This is a genomic window from Pseudomonas sp. NBRC 111124 (genome assembly GCF_001320245.1).
GTDB lineage: Bacteria > Pseudomonadota > Gammaproteobacteria > Pseudomonadales > Pseudomonadaceae > Aquipseudomonas.
This window is the reverse complement of the sequence record NZ_BCBA01000005.1, coordinates 1-19,925: the sequence shown is the minus strand read 5'-3', so window position 1 is coordinate 19,925 and position 19,925 is coordinate 1. Positions and strand designations below refer to the sequence as shown.

Sequence of the window (19,925 nt, the reverse complement as noted above, 5' to 3'; positions counted from 1 at the left end):
CAGAGGGGTCTGGCGCAATTATGCGCTACTTGAGGCAGTCGATCAGCGCTTGCTGCCAGTGCGGCAGGTGGACGTCCCACTCACGGGCCAGACGCGAACAGTCCAGGCGTGAGTTGGCCGGGCGGCGCGCCGGGGTCGGGTACTCGCTGCTAGAGATCGGCAGCAGCTCGGCGCAGGGACGGCCGCGCGCCTTGAGCTGTTCGCCGATCGCCTGGGCGAAGCCGAACCAGGAAGTTTCGCCCTGGGCGGTCAGGTGATAGGTACCCCAGGCGCCGCGCTGCCCGGCTTGCCAGCGCTCGATCAGTGCCCGGGTGGCAACGGCGATGGTGGTGGCCCAGGTGGGGGCGCCGATTTGGTCGCTGACTACGCGCAGCTGCGGTTTTTCCTGCAGCAGGCGTTGCATGGTCAGCAGGAAGTTGCGCCCGTACAGCGAATAGATCCAACTGGTGCGCAGAATCAGGTGTTCGCCATCCACTGCGGTTATTGCCTGTTCCCCGGCCAGTTTGCTGCGCCCGTACACACCCAGCGGGTTGGGGCGGTCGAGTTCGGTGTAGGGCAAGGCCTTTTCACCATCGAAGACGTAGTCGGTGGAGTAGTGGATCAGCGGTGCACCCAGGCGTACCGCCTCTTCGGCCAGCACCCGCGGACCATCGGCATTGATCGCGAAGGCCAGGTCTGGTTCGCTTTCGGCCTGGTCCACCGCCGTGTGGGCAGCGGCGTTGATGATCAGCTGTGGGGCCAGGCGACGCAAAGGTTCGCGCAGTGCCTCGGGGCTGGCCATGTTCAGTTGTTCGCGGCCAAGCACATGCACTTCGCCGAGCCCGTTCAACTGCGCCTGCAGTGCCTGAGCGACTTGGCCATGGTGACCACAGACGAGAATTTTCATGGGAACAGGTCCGCGTCTTTCAGCAGCACGGCCGCCTGGTCCTTGGCCGACAGGGCCGGGTTTTCAACGCCCCAGTCGATGGCCAGATCAGGGTCGTCCCAGCGGATCGAGCGCTCGGCGGCGGGGTTGTAGTAGTCAGTGGTCTTGTACAGGAAGTCGGCCGTTTCGCTCAGCACCAGGAAACCGTGGGCGAACCCGGGCGGGATCCAGAACTGCAGGTGGTCAGCGGCAGTCAGGCGCCGGGCCACCCAGCGACCGAAGTATGGCGAACTGCGGCGAATGTCCACGGCCACGTCCAGCACTTCGCCCTGCACCACGCGCACCAGTTTCCCCTGAGGGTTGTCGATCTGGTAATGCAGGCCGCGCAGCACGCCGCGCTGGGAGCGCGAATGGTTGTCCTGGACAAAGTGGCCATCGAACCCGGTCTGTTTCTTGAATTCGCGGGCATTGAAGCTTTCGAAGAAGAAGCCACGGCTGTCGCCGAAGATCTTCGGTTCGATGATGACTACGTCGGGAATCTCGGTCGCTATGATGTTCATGGGAGTTCTTCGGTCAGTGTGCTGAAGGTCCGACCTTGAAAGGTCCGCTCGATGTCCGCCGCCTTGGCAAACTGAGCCTAGATCGGCTGGCGGTGAGCCAGCACGCGCCCACCTGTTGATTTCATCTTCGCATCGGGTTATCGGCCAAAAGCTCGGCTTCCCAAGCAGAAATATGAAACAGGTTTCATCTTGAGGCTTTTTGGCATCCTGATGCAGCCTGTGCCAAGCGATTATATCGAACGTCGAGTGCAGAGAGCTCCTGGCTCACCGCTTGTCGATCAATATCGATTAAAAATACACATTGAATGGATTTTATCTACAAATCTGGCTTTTAAAGTCGATATATATCGGTTATAAATTGGCCAATCACCGCGGGCTTCACGCACCGTTGGTAATGTCACATTCACTTGCTATCCATCGACCATCGGCCCAGTGCCTTTGCAGAGGTTACCCATGAAGACCCTCAACTCCACCCCCCGCGCCGACGGTTTCCACATGCCCGCTGAGTGGGCCCCGCAAAGCCAGGTCTGGATGGTCTGGCCGGAGCGTTCGGACAACTGGCGCCTGGGCGGCAAGCCAGCCCAGGCCGCGCATGTCACCCTGGCCAAGGCAATCGCCCGTTTCGAGCCGGTAACGGTGGCCGTTTCCGCCAGCCAGTACGAAAACGCCCGTCGCCAGCTCGACCTGCCGAACATTCGTGTGGTGGAAATCAGCAACGACGACGCATGGGTGCGCGACACCGGCCCGACCTTCGTGATCAACGACCACGGCGAAGTACGCGGCGTGGACTGGGGCTTCAACGCCTGGGGCGGCTTCGACGGTGGCCTCTATGCGCCATGGAACCGCGATGAGGAACTGGCGGCCAAGGTACTGGAAATGGAGCGCTGCCAGCGCTACCACACCGAGGGCTTCGTGCTCGAAGGCGGTTCGATCCATGTAGATGGCGAAGGCACGCTGATCACCACCGAAGAGTGCCTGCTCAACCGCAACCGTAACCCGCACCTGAACCGCGAGCAGATCGAACAGATTCTGCGCGAGCACCTGGCGGTTGAAACCATCGTCTGGTTGCCCGATGGCCTGTACAACGACGAAACCGACGGCCACGTCGACAACTTCTGCTGTTACGTAAGCCCAGGCGAAGTGTTACTGGCTTGGACCGATGATTCCAACGACCCCAACTACGCCCGTTGCCACGCCGCTTACGAGGTGCTCAAAAACACCCGTGATGCCAAAGGCCGCGAGTTTGTGGTGCACAAGATGCCGATCCCAGGCCCGCTGTTCGCTACCGAAGAAGAGTGCGCCGGTGTCGATCAAGTGGCCGGTAGCCAGGAGCGCGACCCGTCGGTACGCCTGGCCGGTTCGTACGTGAACTTCCTGATTGTCAACGGCGGCATCATCGCACCGAGCTTCAATGACCCGGCAGATGCCCAGGCCAGAGCGATTCTTGCCAAGGTCTTCCCGGATCACGAAGTGGTAATGATCCCGGGCCGTGAGCTGCTGCTCGGCGGTGGCAACATCCACTGCCTGACCCAGCAGCAGCCAGCACCGGTCAAACGCTGATACTGGCCACACGAAGAAGCCCGTCAAATGACGGGCTTTTTTTCTCCGACGATCTTCGTCAGGCTGGATGGCATAGGTTTTGTATTGTTTTTCAGCGGGTTACCCGGGCAGACCGGGCACACCGATCTGTAACAATCAAGACGTAAATTAGCCGCTCACGGCCCAGGGAGTACGTGTGGACATGAACGCAGCAAGTGAGACGGCTTTGCGCCCATCGGCAGTGAATCACGCATCGCTCAGTGTTCTGGCGCAGTGGTTGAAACACCATGGAGGCAAACGGGTCAGGACGACCGACCCACGACGTCTGCTTGACGGCCGCTATCCTCAAGGGCTGATCAGCGATGCAGAGCTGGATGCACTGCTGGGGGGCTGGCACTGACCAGGGCAGGAGCCCGCCCCATGAAAAACGCCACCGCAATTGCGGTGGCGTTTTCATTTATGACAGGCGCAAAAGTAGGTCAGAAGCGGTAAGTACCGGTCACCACCAGGCTGCGCGGATCGCCGACCTGGATCTGCGCGGCACTGGTCGCCGAACTGTAATAGGTCTTGTCGGTAATGTTGCTCAGCGCTGTTCGCACATCCCAGTCGTGGGTACGGAACCCTGCCAGCGCATCCCAACGGCCATAGCCTGGCAATAGCGTGGTGTTCTGGTTATCGGCGTAGCGTTCGCCGACCAGCATCAGCCCGGTTTCGGCATACCAGCCCAGCTCTGGCTTCCAGGTCACGAACAGGCTGCCGTTGCGTTTTGCCACATCGTTGATGCGCTTGCCTTCCAGGCCATTGTTGTCTTTGACGATGGTGGCATCCTGCAAGCCAATGCCGCCGCGGACGTACCAGTTACCGACGATATTGCCAGTGGCCGTCAATTCGATACCACGTGAGCGCTGCAGGCCGCTGAGCAGGGTGATCTCCGGGTTGTTCGGGTCGCGGGTGCGGCGGTTGTAGAGCTCCAGTTCATAAATGGCGAGTGTGGTGCTCAGGCGTTCGTCCAGCCAGTCGCTCTTCACGCCGATCTCTTTCTGCCGGGTCAGCTCCGGACTAGTGTCGTTGCTGTTGCCCGGCGCGCCTGGGGTGATGCCGATCAAACCACCACCGACGGGCGAGAATGTCTTGCTCCACGACGCGTAGAAAGAGTGATCGCGCCAAGGTGTGTAGACCACGCCAAGGCGCGGGCTGGTGGTATTGCTGTCCTGTTTCTCGGAAAGGTTGCGGACCTTGTTGGTGGTGTCTACCTCGAACTGGTCGAATCGCACCCCGGCCAGCAGTTGCCATTGGTCATTCAGGCGAATCTGGTCTTGCAGGTAGAGCCCGCGGCTGTCGACCACAGTGTGGTTGTCGCTCGACACCACCATGCTGCCGTTGTGCTGCAGGCTGCGGTCGGGGTTGTGGACTTTGAGGCTGGGTACCGGGCTGCCTCCAGCCGCGACCGGCGCAGCGGTATACAGGGTCGGGTCACGGCGCTGATTGCCGAACTCCAGCCCGATCAACAGCTTGTGCTCCAGGCCGAGCGTGGCGAAGTCACCTTCGGCTTCCAGGTTGTTGAACAGGTTGCGGGTGGTCAGGTCTTGCTGCCAGCGCTGGCGGGTAACCGTCTGGTTGCTGGCGTTGTAGCCCGTCAGGTAGGTGTTGTCGAAGTTGCTGTCGAGCTTGAACAGGCCGAGCGTATGGCGCAATTGCCAGGTTTCGTTCAGTTGGTAGTTCAGGCGCGAGCGCAATGATTGCGCGCGGTCGTCGATGTAGTCGCGCTGGGTGTCGCCGTAGGTGGTGCTGCGGCCGACATCCGCCGGACGCCCGTCGACACCGGGGATGCCTCGGTCAGGCGTGCGGTTGTAGCGGCTGTATTCATACTGCACCAGCCAGTTGAGGTCGGGTGAAAGCTGCCAGCTGATCGACGGCGCGAACAGTTGCCGGCTACCGTCGATGCCATCGCGGAAACTGTTGTTGTCCTGGTTGCCCATGTTCAGGCGCAGGCTGATGCTGTCGCTGGGGTCGGCGCTGAGGTCGGCGTACAGGCTGCGCAGGTCTTCACTGCCTCCCTGGGCCTCGATCGACGAGCGACGCCCCTGCTCGGGGGCCTTGCTCACCCGGTTGACGATGCCACCCTGGCTGCCGCGGCCATACAGCACGGCGGCCGGCCCTTTGAGTACTTCGACCCGCTCGATGTTATGCAGGTCGCGTATGTACTGGCTGTCGTCGCGGATGCCGTCCAGATAAAAGTCGTTGCTGGCCTCGAAGCCACGAATCCGTACGCTGTCGAAGCGCGTATCGGCACCGCTGCTGACGTTGGGGATACCCTCCAGCGCCTTGCCCAGCGTATTGCTGCCGTAATCCATCACGTTGGAGGTTTTCACCGTGTCGATGGCTTGCGGCACATAGCGCACTGGCGTTGACGTGCGGGTCGCGGTGCTGACCTCCTTTACCTGCGGGTTGTCTTTTTCGCGCTCGCTCTCGGCAGTTACCGAGAGTTCGGGAAGTGTGGTGCTGGTGGCACTGGCCAGGCTGGGGCTGATCAACAGTGAAAGGCCAAGGCCAAGTGAGGGCAGGCGATTGGGGGCAAGCATCTGAGCATCCGGGCATAGGGAAATGAAACACAGGCGCGGATGGTAATGCTTGTTATTTGCTGTTGCTTGAGTATTTGTAAAGACTTGTCTTTACATATGTGTCAGTTTGTAAAATCTGCTATTCCCTGGCTTCAGGCCAAAACATCCCACAGAAGTCAAAATGCCTACCGATTGCACCGAGTAACATGAAAATGCACCGGCTACATCCGGCAATTTGGTTATATCAACCTGTAATTCACGACTTTTTGACATTTGTAATCGCACACGGCTAGGATTCGAGCAACGCTTGCTGGCCATCCATGGCCATGCTGCTGCGAAAAGCCCGCCACAGGTTGATCGGCGGGCTTTTCTTCGGATCCGCATAGCGTCGAACCTACGAAGGGGCGTTGGTTCCTGGCGTAATTGTGCAAAGCGTTTTTGATTTAGAAATAAGGAAAACAACATGTTGAAAACCAGGATCAGCCTGGTCGCTCTGGCGATGATCGCCGCGACCCAGGCCCAGGCCAACGATCAGGCCGACAGCAAGGGCTTCGTCGAGGACAGCCACGCCAACGTCCTTCTGCGCAACGCTTACATCAACCGTGACAAGAAGCACGGCACCGATGACCAGATCGAATGGGGTCAGGCAGCCATTGCCAACTTCTCCTCTGGCTTCACCCAGGGCACCGTCGGTGTCGGCGTCGACGCATTCGGCCTGTACGCCGTGCGTCTGGACGGCGGCAAAGGCCACAACGGTGGCGCCGGTGTCGACTTCTTCAAGCCGCACAACACTGTGAACGCCGATGGCAACGCCAGCGGCCCGCATGACCTGGCCCGCGCTGGCGCAGCCGTGAAGTTCCGCATCTCAAACACCGTACTCAAGTACGGTGACCAGATGCCGGCACTGCCAGTGCTGCAGTATGACGACGCCCGCCTGCTGCCAGAAAGCTTCACTGGCACCCTGATCACCTCCAAGGAGATCGAAGGCCTGGAGCTGAACGCCGGCCGCTTCACCCAGGAAGCGCGCAAGAGCGCCGAGCGTCGTGACGGTGGCGGCCTGAAGTCGATCAACGTCTTCGGCGGTAGCTACAAGTTCACCGACAACTTCACCGCTTCGCTGTACACCGCAGACAACGAAGACGTGATGAAGAAGCACTACCTGGGCTTGAACTACGTCTTCCCGATCGCCAGCGACCAGTCCCTGACCCTGGACTTCAACGGCTACAAGTCGGACATCGACCACAAGTACGTGCAGGCGGCTGGCCTGAACGGCGACTCCAACACCATCTGGAGCCTCGCTGCGACCTACGCCTACGGCGCGCACTCGTTCACCCTGGCGCACCAGCGCAGCACCGGCAGCACTGGCTACAACTACGGCTGGTACCAGAATGAAGGCGGCGTGGGTGACGGTGGTTCGACCATCTACCTGGCCAACTCCTACTGGTCCGACTTCAACGCCGAAGACGAGCGCTCCTGGCAGCTGGGCTACGGCCTGGACTTCGGCGCCTACGGCATCCCTGGCCTGACCTACAAGCTGGCCTACGTGGTGGGTGACAACATCAACACCCGCAACGTCGCCAACCCGCAGGGCTTCGGCGAAGGTAAAGAGCGCGAGATCTTCAACCAGATCCGCTACGTCGTTCAGGACGGCCCGGCCAAGGACCTGTCGATCAAGCTGCGCAGCTCGTTCGTTCGCACCAACAACGCTGTACAGCAGAACGGCTACAACGACGACGGCAACGAAGTCCGTGTATTCGTCGAGTACCCGATCAGCATCTTCTGATCCTGACCGAGCGTCTCGAGCAGCCCCGGCCTATGCCGGGGCTGTTTCTTTGCGGTGCACACTGGCCGCTACCGGTGCGGCCTGTACCTCGCCTGTCTCCGGCGCAAAGCTGTCACTGCGCGCCATCCGCCACATCCGTGCATAGAATTCGCTTTCGATTGAGCCGCTGAGCAATTCGCCAGGCTTGAGGAATGGGTGCAAGTCAGAAAACAGGCTGATCTCGCTGGTGCTGATACGCCGCGCCAGGTGCTTGGGCTTGAGCTCCGATGGGTGCTCCAACCCCGCCGCGGCGAGCATCTCGGCCAGGGCATGCAGCGTGTTGTGATGGAAGCTGGCCACCCGTTCGGCCTTATCGGGTACTACCAATGCGCGTTGGCGCAACGGGTCTTGCGTGGCCACGCCGGTCGGGCATTTGTTGGTATGGCAGCTCTGCGACTGAATGCAGCCGATGGCGAACATGAAGCCGCGCGCCGAGTTGACCCAGTCGGCGCCAATGGCCAGTACGCTCGCGATGTCGAAGGCACTGACGATCTTGCCCGCCGCACCGATGCGGATGCTCGAACGCAGGTTCAGGCCGACCAGGGTGTTGTGTACGAACATCAAGCCTTCGCGCATGGGCACGCCCATGTTGTCGCTGAACTCCCGAGGCGCCGCGCCGGTGCCGCCTTCCTTGCCATCGACGACAATGAAGTCCGGGGTAATGCCGGTGACTAGCATGGCCTTGGCGATGCCCATGAATTCCCACGGGTGGCCCAGGCAGAACTTGAAGCCTACCGGCTTGCCACCCGACAGTTCGCGCAGGCTGGCAATGAAGTGCAGCAGCTCCACCGGGGTGCGGAATGAGCTGTGCGCGGCTGGCGATATGCAGTCTTCGCCCACGCGTACGCCGCGGGTTGCGGCGATTTCCGGGCTGACCTTGTGCGCCGGCAGAATCCCGCCGTGGCCGGGTTTGGCGCCCTGGCTGAGCTTGAGTTCGATCATCTTCACCTGCGGGCTGCGTGCCTGCTCGGCGAAGCGTTGCGGGTCGAAACGGCCGTCTGCGGTACGGCAACCGAAGTAGCCGCTGCCGATTTCCCAGATCAAATCACCGCCATGCTCGCGGTGGTAAGGGCTGATGCTGCCCTCGCCGGTGTCATGGGCGAAACGGCCAAGGCGAGCGCCCTGGTTGAGCGCGGCAATCGCATTGGCACTGAGCGCGCCGAAGCTCATGGCCGAGATGTTGAAGATCGACGCGGAGTAGGGCAGGCGGCATTGCGGCCCGCCAATGGCAATGCGGAATGAGGCCGGGTCAGGGGTGGCGACCGGCAGCATCGAGTGGCTGATGAATTCGAAGCCAGGCTTGTAGGCATCGTTGAGCGTGCCGAAGGCCTTTTCGGCGCTCTCGTTCTTGGCCCGGGCATACACCAGCGAGCGCTGCGAACGGGAGAACGGCAGTTTGTCGTCGTCACCTTCGATCAGGTACTGGCGGATCTCGGGGCGAATGGTCTCGATCAGGTAGCGGATGTTGCCCAGGATCGGGTAATTGCGCCGCACCGCGTGATGGCTCTGGCGCAAGTCGTTGAGGCCGACCAGGCTGAGCAGGCCAGTGACCACCGTCAGCGGCCAGAGCCAACTGTGCTGGGCAAGGAACAGGAGGCTGGCGAAGGTGAACAGCAGGCACAGGGCCAGGCAGGCATAACGGCTGGGAAGCGAATCTTTCATGGGTCCATCGCAGGCAGGATGACCGGCGTAGGATAGGCAAACCCCCGGTTGGGAAAACCTGGGGTTTCGGTAAAAGACTATTACCTTGTGAGCACTTTTGCTAAAGAGCGCGGCTAGGTGGCGCCATCTCTTGGCAGCAGCACACTGACCCGCAAGCCACCGCCTTCGCGGTTGCTCAACAGCAGGGCGCCACCGTGGCTGCTGGCGATGCGCTGGGCGATGCTCAGGCCCAGGCCATAGCCGCCCGAAGCCTGGTTGCGTGAGCCTTCGCCACGCACGAACGGGTCGGTGATGGTTACCAGCAACTCTGGCGCGATCCCCGGGCCGCGGTCGTCGATGTGCAGGTAGACACCGGTGAGCGCTGTCTCCAGGGTGACCGAGACCGTTTTGGCGTAACGCAGGGCATTGGTCAGCAGGTTTTGCAGACAGCGTTGCAGCAGCAGGGCATCGACCCGCAAGGTACCGCCTGTGCCGTGTACCGGCAGGGGTTCGCTCGCGGTGGCCAGGTCGGTGCATAGGCGCGCCACCAGGCGGTCCAGGTCGACCTGCTGGAGGTTGCACTGCTCGCCGGCCCGCAAGTAGTCCAGCACCTGGCCGATCATGGCGTCCATCTGCGTGATGTTCTGCCGCAGGCGTTCGCGGTGTTCGTTGTCGGGCAAGCGCTCCAGGCGCAGGCGCATGCGCGTCAGCGGAGTGCGCAGGTCGTGGGAGACGGCGGCGAGGAAGTAGGCCTTGTCATTGACCATGGCGATCAGCCGTTGCTGCATGGCGTTGAAGGCCAGCGCGGCCTGGCGCACTTCTTCTGGACCGTCCAGGGCCAGCGCTGGCTGTTCGAGGTTGCTGCCCAGCCCGCGTGCAGCGTCGGCCAGGCGCCGCAAAGGGCGCAGGCACAGGCGCACCGCGATCAGGCATACCAGCAGCACGGCGACGATGCGCAGCGCGTAGACCCGCAGCAGGTAGTCGCTGATAAGCACCCATGCCGATTCTCCGCTCCAGCCCTGCAGCTCCTGGCCGTCGATGCTCAGCCAATGGCCATCGTCCAACGGTACGGCGAACTGGATATGCGTCTGGGCAGTGCGCAAGCCGAACAAGCTGCGCCAGACGATCGGCTGGCCCAGTTCGTCGGTCAGCTGCACCTTCAACAGGCGCACCTCCTGGGCATGGCCCAGTTCGAACTTGAGCGCCTGTTGCAGCAACAGTTCAACGCGCCGGCGCCCGCGCCGCGGATCTTCCTGTTGCGCGGGTTCGTTCTCGACGCAACGCAATTGATAGTGCGCGGGCACCTGCAGATTTTGCGCGTGGCAATCAGCCTGGACAATCAGCGGAGCGCTGCGTGCGGCCATGAGCCGGATCGGTGCCTCGAGCACCTGGGCGAAACGCACATCGAACCAGATACTGCTCGACATCAACTGAATCAACAGCGTGCCGCTGACCATGATCAGCAGCAGCTGGCCGAACAGCGTGCGCGGCCACAGGCGACGGAGCCAGCGCATTTTCAGCTGTCGGCCTCGGCGCGGGCAATGCTCAGCAGATAGCCTTCGTTGCGGATGGTCAGGATCTGGATGTCGCTGGCCGGCGCGTGGCGCAGTTGCTGTCGCAGGCGGCTGATGCACATATCCACCGAGCGATCGTCGGGGTGGTGATCGCGGCCAAACGCGCTGCGCGTCAGCTGATCGCGCGAGACCACGCGGTTGTTGGCCTCCAGCAGTTCACGCAGTACTCGGTAATCGGAACGCGGCAGGGTGAGGGTTGTGCCGTCCGGGCGGGTCAGCAGGCGCCTGACGTGGTCGAGGCTGAAACCGGCGAACTGCTGGGCCTCGACCGCTGGCGCGTCGGCAGGGGCATCCAGGCGTTGCGGGCGGCGCAGCACCGCCTTGATCCGGGCGATCAGCTCGCGGGGTTCGAAGGGCTTGGCCAGGTAGTCGTCGGCGCCCACCTCCAGGCCGATGATGCGGTCCAGGGTGCTGCCCTTGGCCGACAGCATGATCACTGCCATGCCCGGCGTCGCCTGCAACTGGCGGCATAAGCTCAAGCCATCCTCGCCGGGCAGCATCAGGTCAAGCACCACCAGGTCGACCTTGCGCGCGGCCAGTTGCTCGCGCATGCCATCGCCGTCGGAGGCCGCCAGAACGGTATAGCCGGCATCGGTAAGGTAATCGCAGAGAAGTTCGCGGATCTCGTCGTCATCATCGACAACCAGCAAGGTCGTGCTCATCGGTAAAACACCTGATCGGGGAGGGCCGGCAGCGCTCGTTACGTTCGATTACATCCCCGTACAAGCCGGGTATGGAGCCCAAAGGGCGGATGCCTAGAATCGTAACAAAAAATCATCTGCAAATACGAAACCTTCCCAAATGAATCACAAGAGCGCCATGAACGACTTCACTCCTGTTGTCCGGGGCGGTAGCCGCCTGCACCCGCTTGCCTTCTTCGTTGCTGTCGCCATCAGTGGCAGCGCCTTGGCGGCCGAAAGCCAGCCACTGGAGCTGGATGCCACACAGATCGAGGACAGTGCACTGGTGCCTGCAGATGAAACCGGTCAGCTCGGCTACACCGTGGAAAGCACCCGCGCCTCCACTGGCCTCAAGCTGACCCCACGACAGACGCCGCAATCGGTCACCACCATCACCCGTCAGCAGATGGACGATCGCGATGTGCACTCCATCGAGCAGGCCATGGACACTACCCCGGGGGTGAGTTCCAGCAAGTCCGAAGTGGGTGGGCGCACTGACTTCCGTGCCCGTGGCTACTCGATCAGCAACTGGAAGGTCGACGGTCTGCAGTTCCAGGGCGGCTCCGATTTCAGCGGAGGTGGTAATGCGCTGAACATGGACCTGTACGAGCGCATCGACATCGTTCGCGGCGCCAACGGCCTCCTCGGTGGCACCGGCGACCCGTCGGCCACCGTCAACCTGATCCGCAAGGCACCTACCAAAACCTTCGGCGGCAGCGCTTACGCCACCTACGGCAGCTGGGACAAGCGCCGCCTGGGCGCCGATCTCAACCTGCCGCTGTCCGAAGACGGCCGCCTGCGCTCGCGTTTCGTGATGACCCAGGGCGACGCCAACTCGTTCCGCGACAACCAGTCCGAGCGCTCGCGTGCGGCCCTGGCCAACTTCGCGTTCGACATCGACGACGCCACCACGATTGGTGCCGGCTACCAATACGAATACAGCAAGGTGGTCGGGGGTGGCTGGGGCGCCAATATCCCGATCTGGTACAAGGACGGCAGTAAGACCGACCTGCCTCGCAGCACCAACGTGGTGCCGAGCTGGAGCTTCGGCGAGTACACCACCCGCACCGCCTTCGGTTCGTTGGAGCACCGCTTCGACAATGATTGGGCCCTTGACCTGAAAGTCGCCCAAAGCACAGCCGAAGTGCTCAACCACCGTGGCCTGGCCAAGGTCAACTCGGCTGGCCGTGGCAGCTACGGCGGCTACTGGGACCAGGATGGCAGCGGCGCGGTGCTCAACGGCCTGCACAGCTCCAGCGACACCACCCAGCAGTCTGCGCAGATTGACCTGTCCGGCCCGTTCCAGCTGTTCGGCCGTACCCATCAGGCGATGGTCGGCTACAACGACAGCCGTACCGTGGCCTGGTCGCCGGAATACAGCTGCACCATGGTCAGCGACGACCGCGTCGGCGCGCCCTCGGTGGGCTGCCAGTTCCGCGCCAACATCGGCTTCCCGCTGACCGACTGGCACAACGGCGTGGACAGCGACTACGACATGATCGCCTCGCGCACCGGCCGCCACAGCAAGACCACCACCCGCTTGCAGGGCATGTACGCGGCCACCCGCATGAGCATTACCGACCCGCTGTCGGTCATCGTCGGCGTGCGGACCACCGATTACTCGGCAACCACCAACAGTGTCGCCGGCGTGCGCAGCAACCAGCAGAACAACGGCATCGTCACCCCTTACCTGGGCGCGGTGTACGACCTCAACGACCATTACTCGCTATACGCCAGCTATACCGACATCTTCAACCCACAGACGGCCGAGACCGAAAGCGGTACCAAGGTCGAGCCGATTCGGGGTCAGAGCTACGAGACCGGCATCAAGGGTGAGTGGCTGGATGGGCGCCTGAACGCGTCGGCGGCGTACTTCCGCACCAAGCAGGAAAACAAGGCCGTGCTCGATGACGGGCTGACCACGCCAGCCGGTGGTGACGCCTACAAGGCTGGCACCGGGCAGGAAACCGATGGTATCGACCTGGAAATCGCCGGTGCGCTGACGCCGAACTGGAACGTCTATGCCGGCTACACCTACCTGCACTTGCGCCGCGTCGACAGCGACGGGCGCAGCGACCCGTCGCACCTGTTCAAGGCCTCGACCACCTATCGCCTGTCCGGCCCGCTGGACCGCCTGACCCTGGGTGCAGGGGTGAAGGCACAGACCAACATCCGCGCGATTTCCAGCCCGGCGGGGCAGCCGGTGAACGGCGTGAGTGCGGGCGCGACCGATGTGAACTGGTCGGGTTATGCGATCTGGAATGCCATGGCCAAGTACCAGCTCACCGATGACACCACCGTGAGCCTCAATGTCGACAACCTGCTCGACAAGCACTACTACACCCAGTACGGGTTCTATGCCGGGGCGATCTACGGTGACCCGCGCAACATGTCGCTGACGGTCAGCACCGCGTTTTGATCAATTGGGGCCGCAACCCGGCCCCTTTTGCTAGGTCAGGGGATAGATCAGGCAATAGCGAATCAGTGCTTGTTCGACGCTTTGCTTCTGCCGGACAACCAGCTCCACAGCGATGGTGTGGTCATCCTCGATGATTTCATAGAAGACCCGGTAGCCGTCGAGACTGAGCTCCCGGTATTGCATCACCCCCAAGTCACTTGCCTGCGGGCTGACAGGGTAGCCAACCGGCGCGGCCGACAGCCGTTGTTCGATGCTGTCGACTAGCGAGGTAATCTTCTGCAGAGCAACCTGATTGCCGTGGTAAACGGCGAGATGATGGACCTGGTCTTCGATGCTTTGCGAGGCGGAATCGGTAAAACGGATGATTGGCTTGGTCATGCGCTACCGCTTACTCCTCGGAAAACTTCTTGTACAGACGCGCCTTCAGGTCTTCTACGGAACTGTGTTTGCCCTTCGCATACTCGCGAGAACCCATGGCTAGCAGCTTGACCAGTGCAATGGCTTCATCACGTTGCTTTCGATCCGCGTACGACTCGACGACGTAGGCCGGGGTGCCGTTCTGCGTGACGATCATGGGCTCTGCGAGGTCAAGGTCTGCCGCGTGACGCTTCAGATAGCTGATGGTTTCGACTCTCACCTGAGTGTCCTCGTTTATTTGATAGCGATATCGTAGTCTGAATTCAGACTGAATCAAGACCGAATATTCGATAGGCGTCCAGCGTCAGGCCATGAACAAGCAGTTGGGGGCTACAGCACAGCCTCTTCATCTGGCATTTCATCGGTAACCATGACGCGCACATGTGCCCCGCATGGGTCTTCCATGCGCAAGCCAAAGTATCGAGAGTCGTTGGCATCCCAGAATGCCTCGACCTGTGCCATGGAGGCGTTGGCAAGCAGCACTTCAGCGTTGTGCTCCAGGATGATCGAGTAACGGATTTCGGCATTCATTACAGAGGGGCTCGCAACGGCGGAGTGAATAGACGGACAGGCGGGTAAGTCGCGATGCCATTATGCCAACCTGTTGATTTTCGATCTTCGCCACTCGTCGCGCGGTGCAGCCCATCGTCGGCTTATCCGTCGCGGGGCGGCTCGTCCTGCGAAGGCCGTGCCCGCCACTTCCAATGCTGAATATTCCAGATCCAGATATCTGCTTGACAGATATCTGGATCTGGAATATTTTCGTCTCTGCTCGGGACGCCGGAACAAGAAAAAATGCGGGTGATTACTAAAGCGGCGGTTACAAAGGCCATCGAGGCCCATGCGCAATGGAAGGCACCTTTGAGCTTGTGGCTGAACACATTCGACAGGGCTGCCCTGCGCTTCGAGTCTTTTGAGCAGCTCCGGCAGACGTGGTTAACCGCATCGGGGTGGAACGTTGATCGGGTTGCTCACTCGAAATTGAAACCTGCAAGCCAGAAGGGGCCGCTGGATATCTATATATTTGATATCAAGAAAACCGAGTGCAGGGTTGTCGCTTGGATCAACGGAGCCTCAGGCATCATCTACATCAAGGCCATTCTGTCGCACGCTGAATACGACAAGTGGTGCAGACGCGATGTTAAGTAATTGACGAATTTGAAGGTGACAACATGAAGCGAGAAAAAGTCGAAGCCGCTGGGCTGGATGCCTTCATCGCTAACATTTCACCCCTACTTGCAGGGCTTGACGAGCAAGCCACGACCTTGGCTCAGCTGCTGGCTGCTTGTCACGATCCGATACAGGACGATACTGATCTGCAGGGGCGGATGAAGCTGATCGATGAGCTTTACTCCCATGCAGGTAGCGAAGAACACGCGGCAGCTCGCTTTGCCGTGATGGTGACGGATCGCGTGTATGAGTACGAACGTGAAACGGTACTGGTTCCCTTCGCTACTCAATCAGAGGCCTTGCAGTTTCTGATGTTTGACCGCGATGTAAAACAGAAAGACTTGGCTGCGATTGCGAGCCAGAGTGCGGTGTCGGAGATATTGAACAACAAGCGGAAAATGACAGTTGCTCAGATTAAGGGGTTTGCTGAGTTTTTTAAGGTGCCTGTGGAGTTCTTCATGCATGGGGTGGTTTAAGTGCTCGGCAAATAAAATGGCTCACCGCGTGGTGAGCTTTTTCGTATCCATGGCAGGCGACTGCAAGTGCCGAAGGTCGTTGAGGATCTGCTGACGGCGTTCAAGCACGAGCTTCCCAAGATCTCGTATCATCAGCGCCTTCGCATCTGGAACGAACTGTGTGAAATCGCCAACTGGAAAAGCACCGGCTGCCGCTGAAGGGACCAAGTGGGACGTCGGCGAAGCTGCCAATCAGCTCTCGTGGGACGACCTGCGGATCATCAAGACGCTCAGTGATTGCGGCAACCGTGCGGCTACGGCCAAGAAGCTTGGCATCAATGTTTCCACCGTTTCGCGCCGTGTTGCGCAAGTTGAGCGAACGCTTGGCATAGCGCTGTTCGACCACCGTAAAACCGGCTATCTGCTGACCGCCGAGGGTGCAGAGTTGCGCGCACTGGCCGAGCGCGTGGAGCTGGATATCGTCAGCGTCACCCGGCGTGTTTCGCGTGCAGGCCAAGGCCCCCTCGGGAAACTTCGCATCACCACCAGCGACTCGCTGCTGCTGCACTTCTTCACCCCCATCATCGCGGACTTCAAAGCCCTGAACGAGGGGATCACCATCGAGGTGCTGGTGGGCAATCAAACCCTCAGCCTTGCCCGGGATGAATCGGATATCGCGATTCGCGCGACCAGGAAACCTGCAGAAAGCCTGGTGGGCCGCAAATTGGCGAACATTGCCTGGGCACCCTATTGCAGCGCCAGGCAGATGACGGCCTTGCCGCTTTTCGAAGACGGCCAGGACTGGGTGTCATACTCCTCGGCGCTCTGCGGTTTGAGGGCGACGAGCTATGTCGAAAGCAGAGTCCCAGCCGAGCGCATCGCCTACCGCACCGATTCGGTGGCAGCCGCCAGTGCTGCGATCGCGGCGGGCCTGGGGTATGGGTTTCTGCCCTGCATGCTGGGCGACATGACCCCAGGGCTGGTGCGCGCAGGCCCTGTGGTGCCAGAGCTTCAGGACGAGTTGTGGCTATTGACCCACCAGGACATTCGTAAGTCGTGGCGCGTCAAAGCCTTCATGACCTTCTGCGCCGCTGCCGTGGCCAATCAAAAGCCCCTGGTCGAGGGGCAACTGGCACCCCCGGCCACGTAAACCGAAACCGGGAGCGCGGCTCAGATGCCCCGGGCGCCTATCACGGCCTTGCACACGATCTCGATCAGCTGCGGGCGCTGGGCAAGCCTCGACACCCCAATGATATTGCTCGCGCACTGAGGCCGCTCAATGCCATAGGCCGCCTTGCGCACGTTGCCGACTACCGCGAACGCAGCGTCCATATCCAGCACATACAGCGTTTCCTCGACAACATCCTGCAATGTTGCGCCATACAGGGCCAACAACTTCGCAATGTTGTCGTAAGCGACCCGCATCTGCTCGCCCATCGTGGAAAAGTCACTGGGCTTGCCGTCGGCATCAAGCGGCGCCGGCGCTACCAGATTGCCTTCCTCGTCATGGTTGAACTGCCCGGATACGTAGATCTCGTTGCCTATCCGCCGTGCCTGCGGATAGCCATAAGCCTCCTCCCAGGAAACGCCCCAGTAGGCGGTCTGTTTGTTCAACGGTTGTGAAGCTGCCATTGCATTCTCCTGCGCATAAAGGATCGGTTCGATCCGGATGGGTGCGCGAATGCTAGCAGCGAAAGGACAAAGTTCATGGCGCATGAATGCGCCAGTAGAGGCGCAAAAGTGCGCCACCGAAAGCCGATTTGTTTCGTTATCTTTTGCTCGTCCTCAAGCAACGACGCTGAGGTGTGTACTCGTGGCTACGGGTGCCTCTGAACATCACAAAGTTGAAAGGAAACAAACATGAGCAATCCTAAAACCGAAGTACTGACTCCACTGAACAGCCAACTGATCTTCATCGATCAGCAGCCACAGATGGCCTTCGGCGTTCAGAGCATCGACCGGCAAACACTGAAGAACAATACCGTTGGCCTGGCCAAGGCAGCGAAGATCTTCAACATCCCGACCACCTTCACCACGGTCGAGACAGAGAGCTTCTCCGGTCACACCTACCCCGAACTGCTCGCCGTGTTCCCGGATGCCCCGCTGCTGGAACGCACCTCGATGAACTCCTGGGACGACCAGAAGGTGCGCGACGCACTCAAGAAGAACGGCCGCAACAAGATCATCGTCTCCGGCTTGTGGACCGAGGTCTGCAACGCCACCTTCGCCCTGTCGGCCATGAACGATGCCGGCTATGAAATCTACATGGTTGCCGACGCCTCCGGCGGTACCACCAAAGAAGCCCACGACTACGCCATGCAGCGCATGATCCAGGCCGGCGTCGTGCCGGTGACCTGGCAGCAAGTGCTGCTGGAATGGCAACGCGACTGGAAAAACCGCGACACCTACGACGCCGTAATGGACCTCGTACGCGAGCATTCCGGTGCCTACGGCATGGGCGTCGACTACGCCTACACCATGGTGCACAAGGCGCCTGAGCGTGTGCAGCACGGCCCCACCTTGGCGCCTGTCGCCGCCTCTATCTGAGCCATCGCCAGCCCCTGCCCTGGGGGCTGTTCCTGAACATGTGAGAATGGATGTGTATGAACAAGGACCCATCTACTGTGCTGGCGACGTTTGCACTGGCTTCGACAGGGCAGCTCAGCGCCTGGCAGATACGCACTGCCAAACAACTCATGCTGGACAGGCTGGATACCGGCATCACCGTGACGGAACTGGCCCAAGCGTGCGCATTGTCGCGCAGTCACTTCTCACGCATGTTCAAGAACAGTACCCAGATGGCACCGCAGCGATGGCTGCGTGAACAGCGGGTCATGAAGAGCAGGGCGTTATTGAAGAGCTCCACGATGTTGCTTGCAGACATCGCACTGGAATGCGGCTTCTGCGATCAATCGCACTTCTGCCGCACCTTCGTGAAGGCAGAAGGCATGACACCGCAGGCCTGGCAGCAACAAGCGAACCGCCAGAGTTCATCGGCGGCTTGAGACGCTTTACAAACACTTGATTCAAAAGCCCGTAAGGCCCATACCGGGTCGATGACCTCTTGCGCGCTGTTGGCAGCCAAGCATTCAAAGCGCCAATAGGCATTCAAACATAAGGAAAGCCATGAACGTTCTCTATACCGCAACCGCGACCTCAACCGGTGGTCGTGATGGCCGAGCCATCTCCAGCGACAATATCCTCGATGTAAAATTGAGCACGCCGAAGGAACTGGGCGGTGCCGGTGGTGATGGCACCAACCCTGAGCAATTGTTTGCCGCGGGCTATTCTGCTTGCTTCATTGGTGCACTGAAGTTCGTCGCCAGCCAGAGCAAACGCCGCATTCCAGCCGACGCCTCGATCACGGCCCAGGTCGGTATTGGCCAGATTCCGGGTGGGTTTGGCCTGGATGTCGACCTGAACATCAACTTGCCAGGGCTGGAGCAAGCTGATGCACAAGCGTTGGTGGAGGCGGCCCATCAGGTGTGCCCATACTCCAACGCTACCCGCGGCAACATCGAGGTTCGTTTGCACGTTACCGTCTGATGTTCTGCCCCTGCTATCCACTTTACCTGTCGGCGCTGATGCCTGATCGAGCATAGGGGTGCAGCACGCTGAAAGCAAAAAAGGCCCACCTTTCGGTGAGCCTTTTGAGTATTGCGTATGGTGCCGGCACCAGGAATCGAACCCGGGACCTACTGATTACAAGTCAGTTGCTCTACCATCTGAGCTATACCGGCAATGGGGCGTCATTATAACGATCGGTTGGCGCCTGTAAACCACTTCCTTGCGAAAGCGTGAAAATAGCCTAAGTCACCGGCCCAAAAGGATATTTTCTTACCAGCCGCGGTGGATGGTGTTGACGTTCGGTTCGGTCTTGCCAGGGTTGAAAAACAGCTTGTCGTTGTCGCAGCCGCGCTTGCGGCAGGGGCTTTCGACGCGCAGGGGCAGGCCGTTGTCGCCGCCCAGCTGCATGCCGGGGGTGTTCCAGTCCAGGTTGCTGGCAGGGTGCGGGGCGGGATCGCTGGCGCAGGCGCCCAGGGTCAGGGTGAAGGCCAGCAGGGCAAGGGGTTTGGCTTGGGTCACGATGGTGTAGTCCGTTAGTCCATTGTCGATTCTGGCGCAACGCCAGACGGTCGCAGGGCTGGCGGGCAGCGTGCGACGTAGCTTTTTAATGATTTGGGGGGCGGATGATACACCGTCCGGCCTCTTCGCGGGTGAA

Annotated in this window: 21 protein-coding genes and 1 tRNA gene; 10 read left to right on the top strand and 12 right to left on the bottom strand. The window is 60.6% G+C overall.

Annotation, left to right across the window (positions count from 1 at the left end; genetic code table 11):
- Positions 1-25: 25 nt before the first annotated feature.
- Both rfbD and rfbC read right to left on the bottom strand, forming a co-directional pair.
- Positions 26-886: a dTDP-4-dehydrorhamnose reductase gene (gene rfbD / locus APH28_RS02855; protein WP_060507536.1), complete on the bottom strand. Its 861-nt coding sequence runs from the start codon at positions 884-886 to the stop codon at positions 26-28.
- Positions 883-1,425: a dTDP-4-dehydrorhamnose 3,5-epimerase gene (rfbC, locus tag APH28_RS02850; protein ID WP_060507535.1), complete on the bottom strand. Its 543-nt coding sequence runs from the start codon at positions 1,423-1,425 to the stop codon at positions 883-885. The genes rfbD and rfbC overlap by 4 nt, the downstream gene beginning before the upstream one ends.
- 453 nt (positions 1,426-1,878) lie before the next feature.
- Here rfbC and aguA point away from each other — a divergent pair, with 453 nt between their 5' ends.
- A complete protein-coding gene (aguA, locus tag APH28_RS02845) occupies positions 1,879-2,985 on the top strand; it encodes an agmatine deiminase (protein WP_060507534.1) in 1,107 nt (368 codons plus the stop codon).
- A gap of 181 nt (positions 2,986-3,166) precedes the next feature.
- Positions 3,167-3,364 carry a hypothetical protein gene (locus APH28_RS27735; protein WP_082432249.1) on the top strand — a complete coding sequence of 66 codons (198 nt, stop codon included), beginning with the start codon at positions 3,167-3,169 and terminating at the stop codon, positions 3,362-3,364.
- Positions 3,365-3,443: 79 nt separating this feature from the next.
- Here APH28_RS27735 and APH28_RS02840 read toward each other — a convergent pair whose 3' ends face one another.
- Positions 3,444-5,546 (bottom strand): TonB-dependent siderophore receptor, encoded by a 2,103-nt coding sequence (locus tag APH28_RS02840; protein ID WP_060507533.1) that lies wholly within the window; start codon positions 5,544-5,546, stop codon positions 3,444-3,446.
- 442 nt (positions 5,547-5,988) lie between these two features.
- Here APH28_RS02840 and APH28_RS02835 point away from each other — a divergent pair, with 442 nt between their 5' ends.
- Complete coding sequence (locus tag APH28_RS02835; protein ID WP_060507532.1) at positions 5,989-7,308, top strand: OprD family porin; 1,320 nt, start codon at positions 5,989-5,991, stop codon at positions 7,306-7,308.
- Between the two features lie 30 nt (positions 7,309-7,338).
- On the opposite strand, the gene APH28_RS02830 is transcribed toward APH28_RS02835, so the two are convergent.
- From APH28_RS02830 to APH28_RS02820, 3 genes are all read right to left on the bottom strand, one after another.
- Entirely contained in the window at positions 7,339-9,009 is a 1,671-nt protein-coding gene (locus tag APH28_RS02830; protein ID WP_060507531.1) for an FMN-binding glutamate synthase family protein, read from the bottom strand.
- Between the two features lie 113 nt (positions 9,010-9,122).
- A complete protein-coding gene (locus tag APH28_RS02825; protein WP_060507530.1) occupies positions 9,123-10,502 on the bottom strand; it encodes an ATP-binding protein in 1,380 nt (459 codons plus the stop codon).
- Positions 10,503-10,504: 2 nt separating this feature from the next.
- Positions 10,505-11,224 (bottom strand): response regulator, encoded by a 720-nt coding sequence (locus tag APH28_RS02820; RefSeq protein ID WP_060507529.1) that lies wholly within the window; start codon positions 11,222-11,224, stop codon positions 10,505-10,507.
- A 157-nt stretch (positions 11,225-11,381) separates the two neighbouring features.
- Between APH28_RS02820 and APH28_RS02815 the strand changes: the two genes are divergently transcribed.
- The gene (locus APH28_RS02815) at positions 11,382-13,661 is read left to right on the top strand and encodes a TonB-dependent siderophore receptor (protein WP_371263060.1); all 2,280 of its coding nucleotides are present in this window, start codon (positions 11,382-11,384) and stop codon (positions 13,659-13,661) included.
- 30 nt (positions 13,662-13,691) lie between these two features.
- On the opposite strand, the gene APH28_RS02810 is transcribed toward APH28_RS02815, so the two are convergent.
- The 3 genes from APH28_RS02810 to APH28_RS02800 form a co-directional block, all read right to left on the bottom strand.
- Positions 13,692-14,039, bottom strand: coding sequence for a type II toxin-antitoxin system RelE/ParE family toxin (locus APH28_RS02810; protein ID WP_060507527.1), 348 nt, complete (start codon positions 14,037-14,039; stop codon positions 13,692-13,694).
- A 10-nt stretch (positions 14,040-14,049) separates the two neighbouring features.
- Positions 14,050-14,298: a type II toxin-antitoxin system Phd/YefM family antitoxin gene (locus APH28_RS02805; protein WP_060507526.1), complete on the bottom strand. Its 249-nt coding sequence runs from the start codon at positions 14,296-14,298 to the stop codon at positions 14,050-14,052.
- 110 nt (positions 14,299-14,408) lie between these two features.
- A complete protein-coding gene (locus APH28_RS02800; RefSeq protein WP_060507525.1) occupies positions 14,409-14,609 on the bottom strand; it encodes a hypothetical protein in 201 nt (66 codons plus the stop codon).
- Between the two features lie 264 nt (positions 14,610-14,873).
- Between APH28_RS02800 and APH28_RS02795 the strand changes: the two genes are divergently transcribed.
- The 3 genes from APH28_RS02795 (at position 14,874) to APH28_RS02785 (ending at position 16,853) form a co-directional block, all read left to right on the top strand.
- Positions 14,874-15,227 carry a type II toxin-antitoxin system HigB family toxin gene (locus APH28_RS02795; protein ID WP_082432248.1) on the top strand — a complete coding sequence of 118 codons (354 nt, stop codon included), beginning with the start codon at positions 14,874-14,876 and terminating at the stop codon, positions 15,225-15,227.
- Positions 15,228-15,250: 23 nt separating this feature from the next.
- Positions 15,251-15,724 carry a type II toxin-antitoxin system HigA family antitoxin gene (locus APH28_RS02790; RefSeq protein WP_060507524.1) on the top strand — a complete coding sequence of 158 codons (474 nt, stop codon included), beginning with the start codon at positions 15,251-15,253 and terminating at the stop codon, positions 15,722-15,724.
- Between the two features lie 160 nt (positions 15,725-15,884).
- Positions 15,885-16,853 carry a LysR family transcriptional regulator gene (locus APH28_RS02785; protein WP_177334210.1) on the top strand — a complete coding sequence of 323 codons (969 nt, stop codon included), beginning with the start codon at positions 15,885-15,887 and terminating at the stop codon, positions 16,851-16,853.
- Positions 16,854-16,873: 20 nt separating this feature from the next.
- Here APH28_RS02785 and APH28_RS02780 read toward each other — a convergent pair whose 3' ends face one another.
- A complete protein-coding gene (locus APH28_RS02780; protein ID WP_060507523.1) occupies positions 16,874-17,335 on the bottom strand; it encodes a RidA family protein in 462 nt (153 codons plus the stop codon).
- A gap of 228 nt (positions 17,336-17,563) precedes the next feature.
- Between APH28_RS02780 and APH28_RS02775 the strand changes: the two genes are divergently transcribed.
- The 3 genes from APH28_RS02775 (at position 17,564) to APH28_RS02765 (ending at position 19,249) form a co-directional block, all read left to right on the top strand.
- Complete coding sequence (locus APH28_RS02775; protein ID WP_060507522.1) at positions 17,564-18,250, top strand: hydrolase; 687 nt, start codon at positions 17,564-17,566, stop codon at positions 18,248-18,250.
- Between the two features lie 56 nt (positions 18,251-18,306).
- The gene (locus APH28_RS02770) at positions 18,307-18,708 is read left to right on the top strand and encodes an AraC family transcriptional regulator (RefSeq protein WP_060507521.1); all 402 of its coding nucleotides are present in this window, start codon (positions 18,307-18,309) and stop codon (positions 18,706-18,708) included.
- 121 nt (positions 18,709-18,829) lie between these two features.
- Positions 18,830-19,249, top strand: coding sequence for an organic hydroperoxide resistance protein (locus APH28_RS02765; protein ID WP_060507520.1), 420 nt, complete (start codon positions 18,830-18,832; stop codon positions 19,247-19,249).
- A gap of 118 nt (positions 19,250-19,367) precedes the next feature.
- Here the strand turns inward: APH28_RS02765 and APH28_RS02760 are convergent.
- A tRNA-Thr gene (locus APH28_RS02760) sits at positions 19,368-19,443 on the bottom strand.
- A gap of 97 nt (positions 19,444-19,540) precedes the next feature.
- The gene (locus APH28_RS02755; protein WP_060507519.1) at positions 19,541-19,789 is read right to left on the bottom strand and encodes a hypothetical protein; all 249 of its coding nucleotides are present in this window, start codon (positions 19,787-19,789) and stop codon (positions 19,541-19,543) included.
- Between the last annotated feature and the right edge of the window lie 136 nt (positions 19,790-19,925).

Excerpts from the sequence above, each read along its gene's own strand:
- APH28_RS02765 (WP_060507520.1), top strand. The coding sequence starts at position 18,830 with ATGAACGTTCTCTATACCGCAACCGCGACCTCAACCGGTGGTCGTGAT.
- APH28_RS02770 (WP_060507521.1), top strand. The coding sequence starts at position 18,307 with ATGAACAAGGACCCATCTACTGTGCTGGCGACGTTTGCACTGGCTTCG.
- APH28_RS27735 (WP_082432249.1), top strand. The coding sequence starts at position 3,167 with ATGAACGCAGCAAGTGAGACGGCTTTGCGCCCATCGGCAGTGAATCAC.
- APH28_RS02800 (WP_060507525.1), bottom strand. The coding sequence starts at position 14,609 with ATGAATGCCGAAATCCGTTACTCGATCATCCTGGAGCACAACGCTGAA.
- APH28_RS02780 (WP_060507523.1), bottom strand. The coding sequence starts at position 17,335 with ATGGCAGCTTCACAACCGTTGAACAAACAGACCGCCTACTGGGGCGTT.
- rfbC (WP_060507535.1), bottom strand. The coding sequence starts at position 1,425 with ATGAACATCATAGCGACCGAGATTCCCGACGTAGTCATCATCGAACCG.
- APH28_RS02825 (WP_060507530.1), bottom strand. The coding sequence starts at position 10,502 with ATGCGCTGGCTCCGTCGCCTGTGGCCGCGCACGCTGTTCGGCCAGCTG.
- APH28_RS02840 (WP_060507533.1), bottom strand. The coding sequence starts at position 5,546 with ATGCTTGCCCCCAATCGCCTGCCCTCACTTGGCCTTGGCCTTTCACTG.
- APH28_RS02820 (WP_060507529.1), bottom strand. The coding sequence starts at position 11,224 with ATGAGCACGACCTTGCTGGTTGTCGATGATGACGACGAGATCCGCGAA.
- APH28_RS02775 (WP_060507522.1), top strand. The coding sequence starts at position 17,564 with ATGAGCAATCCTAAAACCGAAGTACTGACTCCACTGAACAGCCAACTG.
- APH28_RS02790 (WP_060507524.1), top strand. The coding sequence starts at position 15,251 with ATGAAGCGAGAAAAAGTCGAAGCCGCTGGGCTGGATGCCTTCATCGCT.
- APH28_RS02815 (WP_371263060.1), top strand. The coding sequence starts at position 11,382 with ATGAACGACTTCACTCCTGTTGTCCGGGGCGGTAGCCGCCTGCACCCG.
- APH28_RS02795 (WP_082432248.1), top strand. The coding sequence starts at position 14,874 with ATGCGGGTGATTACTAAAGCGGCGGTTACAAAGGCCATCGAGGCCCAT.
- APH28_RS02830 (WP_060507531.1), bottom strand. The coding sequence starts at position 9,009 with ATGAAAGATTCGCTTCCCAGCCGTTATGCCTGCCTGGCCCTGTGCCTG.
- APH28_RS02810 (WP_060507527.1), bottom strand. The coding sequence starts at position 14,039 with ATGACCAAGCCAATCATCCGTTTTACCGATTCCGCCTCGCAAAGCATC.
- aguA (WP_060507534.1), top strand. The coding sequence starts at position 1,879 with ATGAAGACCCTCAACTCCACCCCCCGCGCCGACGGTTTCCACATGCCC.
- APH28_RS02835 (WP_060507532.1), top strand. The coding sequence starts at position 5,989 with ATGTTGAAAACCAGGATCAGCCTGGTCGCTCTGGCGATGATCGCCGCG.
- rfbD (WP_060507536.1), bottom strand. The coding sequence starts at position 886 with ATGAAAATTCTCGTCTGTGGTCACCATGGCCAAGTCGCTCAGGCACTG.